The sequence below is a fragment of the Hydrogenophaga sp. genome, from assembly GCF_041633695.1.
Classification (GTDB): Bacteria; Pseudomonadota; Gammaproteobacteria; order Burkholderiales; family Burkholderiaceae_C; genus Hydrogenophaga.
Genome location: NZ_JBFJMY010000357.1, coordinates 1 through 4,304 on the forward strand (window position 1 = coordinate 1; position 4,304 = coordinate 4,304).

The 4,304-nt window shown below is 66.6% G+C and carries 4 protein-coding genes; 3 read left to right on the forward strand and 1 reads right to left on the reverse strand.

Going from position 1 to position 4,304, the window contains the following annotated elements:
• A partial coding sequence (locus ABYB95_RS17910; protein ID WP_372659975.1) for a M14 family murein peptide amidase A occupies positions 1 to 981 on the forward strand: 981 nt, incomplete at its 5' end.
• A 6-nt stretch (positions 982 to 987) separates the two neighbouring features.
• Positions 988 to 2,040 (forward strand): acyltransferase family protein, encoded by a 1,053-nt coding sequence (locus ABYB95_RS17915; protein ID WP_372659977.1) that lies wholly within the window; start codon positions 988 to 990, stop codon positions 2,038 to 2,040.
• On the opposite strand, the gene ABYB95_RS17920 is transcribed toward ABYB95_RS17915, so the two are convergent.
• Positions 2,027 to 3,364: a D-amino acid dehydrogenase gene (locus ABYB95_RS17920; RefSeq protein WP_372659979.1), complete on the reverse strand. Its 1,338-nt coding sequence runs from the start codon at positions 3,362 to 3,364 to the stop codon at positions 2,027 to 2,029. The two genes, ABYB95_RS17915 and ABYB95_RS17920, sit on opposite strands and share 14 nt — an antisense overlap.
• A 142-nt stretch (positions 3,365 to 3,506) precedes the next feature.
• On the opposite strand from ABYB95_RS17920, the gene ABYB95_RS17925 reads away from it, so the two are divergent.
• Positions 3,507 to 4,304, forward strand: a 798-nt coding sequence (locus tag ABYB95_RS17925) for a LysR family transcriptional regulator ArgP (protein WP_372659981.1), incomplete at its 3' end; no start/stop codon positions are given.

Genomic DNA, 4,304 nt, shown 5'->3' on the forward strand with positions numbered 1-4,304 from the left:
CGCACGGCGGCCCTTGCGCGCTCGCCGAACGTCCCTCTCCCTGCGAACCGCCGGCGCACCGCTTTGCCGCTCTGGGCGCTGGGGCTGTGCTGCCTGCTGGCCCAGCCGGTTCTGTCCGCTGCCCCTGCGGTGAAATGGCCAGCCGTGCGAGGCCCCAGCCATCCGCTGGCCAATACCGCCACCAGCAGCCCTTGCGTGGAATGGGCGGCGCGCCTGCCCAATGTGAGCCAGGCCTTGTGCGAGCAGGCCGAGCTGCTGCCCACGGTGGGCCGTTCCGTGAAGGGTCGCGCGCTGTATGCCCGCGACGTGGTGGCGCCCGAGGCGCGGTTGCGGGTGATGGTGATCGGCGCCATCCACGGCGACGAGCTGTCTTCGGCGTCGCTGGCGCTGCACTGGATCCAGAACGCGGTGCAAACGCCGTCGAACGCGCATTGGCGTTTTGTGCCCGCGCTCAACCCCGACGGCCTGTTGATCAAACCCGCCCAGCGCATGAATGCCCATGGCGTGGATCTGAACCGCAACTTTCCCACGCCCAACTGGGAGCGCGACGCCAAGATCTACTGGGAAAAACGCACCCGCAAAGACCCGCGCCGCTGGCCCGGCCCGGCACCCCTGTCGGAGCCGGAGTCGCGCTATCTGCACGACGAAATGGAGCGCTTCAAGCCGCATCTGGTGGTCAGCATCCATGCGCCCTACGGCGTGCTCGATTTCGACGGCCCCGGCACGCCGCCGCCGCAACTCGGGCGCCTGTACCTCGACCAGGTCGGCATCTACCCCGGCAGCCTGGGCAACTACGGCGGCGTGCACAAGGGCATGCCGGTGGTGACCATCGAGCTGCCCAGCGCGTTCCGCACCCCGCTGGACGCCGAAATGCGCCAGATGTGGCTGGACTTGTTGCGCTGGATGAGCGAGCGGGTGGTGCCGGAAGACATGTCGCCACGCGTGATCCCGGCGAAGATGCCGGGCAGAAAAACGGGCTGATCTCGGGTGTCCGCCCACAGCGCCGTCTCTGCGCCAGACACACCGGCGCACCTGGACCACCTAGACGGCTGGCGCGGCCTGGCCATCGTGTGCCTGTTGATCGGCCACTTCTTTCCCGTGCCCGGCATCAACCTGGGCGCGGTGGGGGTGAACCTCTTTTTTGTGCTCTCGGGTTTGTTGATGGGCGGTTTGCTGTTCGTGCGCAAAACCCCGCTGCCCTTGTTTTACAAGCGCCGCCTCTCGCGCATCCTGCCGGCACACCTGGTTTTCATAGGCAGCACGCTGCTGGTCTACGCCTGGCTGGGGCGCGACATCGGCTGGGCCGACACCTGGGCGGCGCTGTTTTTCGTGAACAACTATTTCAGCGATCTGGAGCCGGTACGGGCCATGCCGTTCGGCCATGTGTGGTCGCTGTCGGTGGAAGAGCACAGCTATGTGTTGCTGTCCATCGTGGCGCTGCTGGCGCGCCGCTTTGGTGTGTCCGCGAGCTGGGTGGTGGGTTTGCTCGCCGCCGGGTTTGCCGGCATGGGCGTCGTGTACTGGGTGCGGGCAGACGGCGATGGCGCCGCCTTGTACGCGCTGTGGCTGCACACCGAGGTGGCGGCGTTTGGCATTTTTGCGGCCGTGCTGCTGTTGCTGCTGTTCCGCTCCCGCACCCTGCCCACCTTGCCCGGTCTGGCGTATCCGGCCTTGTTCGCGCTGGCGCTGATGGCGCACTGGTGGTCGGTGCCCGCGCCCTTGAAGCTGGTGCTGGGCGTGGGCCTGATGGCCTTGCTGGTCCATCTGCTGGGCAGTGCCCCGGCCTGGGTGCTGCGCTGCTTGTCGGGTCGCGTGCTGCGCCTGCTGGGGCGGTGGTCGTTCTCCCTCTACCTCTGGCAGCAACCGTTTTACCTCGCCATGCACCGCGAGCAGATGCCGGTGGCATGGGCCTTGCCGCTGGCTTTGTTGTGCGGTGTTTTGTCGTTCTACCTGGTCGAGAATCCGGCGCGCCGTTTTCTGAACCGCCGTTGGGCCGAGCCGCGCCCAGCGCTCGGCGGAGCGAGCGTCAAGCCTGTGTGACCGGGGTGCTGCGCCGAGCCGCTGAGCTGGGCGCCGATGGGCCGTAAAAGCCAAAGCGCATGGCGGGCACCTCGCCGCTGATGAGTTCGGCCAGGGCCTTGCCGGAACCGGCGCCGTGGGTCCAGCCCAAGGTGCCGTGGCCGGCGTTGACCCAGAGCTTGCCCACTTTCGTGCGCCCGATCAGCGGGATATTGGTCGGTGTGGCCGGGCGCAGGCCGGTCCAGAACTGGGGATCGCCGCCTTCTTCGGGCGTGCGCGTATCGGCCACGCCGGGGAACACCTGTTCGATGCGCCGCACCAGCAGCTCGCAGCGGCGGCGCGCCAGTGGCGTGTCCAGCGCCAGGTCGAAACCGCCCAGCTCGATGGTGCCGGCCACCCGCAGCTGCGGGCCCAGGCGCGAGACGGCGCACTTCATCTGGTCGTCGATCATGCTGACCAGAGGCGCCCGGTCGGGCTGCAGCAGCGGCAGCGTGGCGCTATAGCCTTTGCCGGGGTAGATCGGCACGCGCACACCCACTTGCTGGAGCAGGGGCGTGGTGTAGGAGCCGCAGGCCACCACGTAGGCGTCGGCCTGCAAGGCGCGGCTGCGCCCGCTGGCGCGTTCCTTGATCAGGACTTGTTTCACCTCCTGGTCGCTGGCTTCGATGCGCTCGACGTCGCAGCCGTACAGCATCTGCGCGCCCTTGTCGGCGCACAGCGCGGCGAGTTTCTGGGTGAACACGCGCGCGTCGCCCGACTCGTCGGTCTCGGTGTAGGTGCCGCCCACGATGTGGTCGGAAAAAGCGCCGAGTGCGGGTTCTATGCGCAGCAGTTCGCTGCGGGAAACGACCCGGCGCAGCACGCCAAAGCGCTGCATCGTGGCTGCCGCACCGGCCGCGCCGTCAAAGGATTTCTGGTCGGTGTAGTAGTGCGCAATGCCGCGCTCCAGCCGCTGGTACTCGATGCCGGTGTCCACCACCACGTCTTTGAGCGCTGCATGGCTGTACGAGCCCAGTGCCACCAGTTGTGCCACGTTGCGCTCGAACGCCGCGTCGTTGCACTGGCCCAGGAACTGCAAGCCCCAGCGCCACTGCGCCGGGTCGAGCTGCGGGCGAAACAGCAGCGGGGCGGTGGCCGAAAACATCCACTTCAAGGCCTTGAGCGGTGCCTCCTTGTTGGCCCAGGGTTCGCAGTAGCTGACCGAAATCTGCGCCGCGTTGGCGAAACTGGTTTCCAGCGCCGCGCCGGCCTGGCGGTCGACCACGCTGACCTCGTGGCCGCGCTGCAGCAAATGCCACGCGGTACTCACACCGATGATGCCGGCACCCAACACAACAACCCGCATGGCGGCCTCCGCGAAACAAAAAGGAATCCGTTCAGTATGAAAACAAATGACGGTTTCGTGAAGCGTGATTAAACTAATGCGATTCTCATCAGAGCCACTAATATGTCGGTCGATGGCCCCACCCAGGCCTTAGCGAGACACCATGAGTACTTTCGATCCCGACGCCCTGGAGTGCCTGGCCGCCATTGTGGAAGAGGGCGGTTTTGAGCGCGCGGCGTCTCGCCTCTCCATCACCCAGTCTGCCGTGTCACAACGCCTGCGGGCGCTGGAGGCGCAGGTCGGCACGGTGCTGATCGTGCGCAGCCGCCCGCTCAAACCCACGGCCGCGGGCCAGCTCATGCTCAAGCACGCCAAGATGATGCGCTTGCTGCGCGCCGATCTGGAAAAGGATTTGAAGGAGCTCGCGCCCAGTTCTTCCGGCCACGGCCGCGAGGGCGAGCGTATTTCGGTCGCCATCAACGCCGACAGCATCAGCACCTGGGCCTTGCCCGCGCTGACCACGCTGGCCCAGGGCGGTTTGCCGATCGAGATCATCACCGACGACCAGGAAGTGACCCACGAATGGTTGCGCGAAGGCCAGGTGCTGGGTTGCGTGACCTCGCTCGGGCAGGCCTTGCGCGGCTGCAAGATGGAGTTGCTGGGCCATATGGACTACGTGGCCGTGGCCGATGCGGGCTACGCCGCCGCGCATTTGCCCAAGGGCTTGAACGCCCACAACTTCCACCAAGTGCCGTATGTGGCCTTCAACCGCAAAGACCACCTGCAGCAGGAATTCGTGAGCAAGGCCTTTCAGTTGCCGCGGGTCATGCTCAAGCACATGTTTGTGCCCTCATCCGAAGGGCAGTTGCGCGCGGTCCAGGCCGGTTGGGGTGTGAGCGTGCTGCCCGAACTGCGGGTGCGCGAACACTTGAGCAGCGGCCAACTGGTCAATCTGGCGCCA

What these genes read in the sequence shown, in the direction of transcription:
- ABYB95_RS17920 (WP_372659979.1), bottom strand. Translation starts at nt 3,364, where the DNA reads ATGCGGGTTGTTGTGTTGGGTGCCGGCATCATCGGTGTGAGTACCGCG.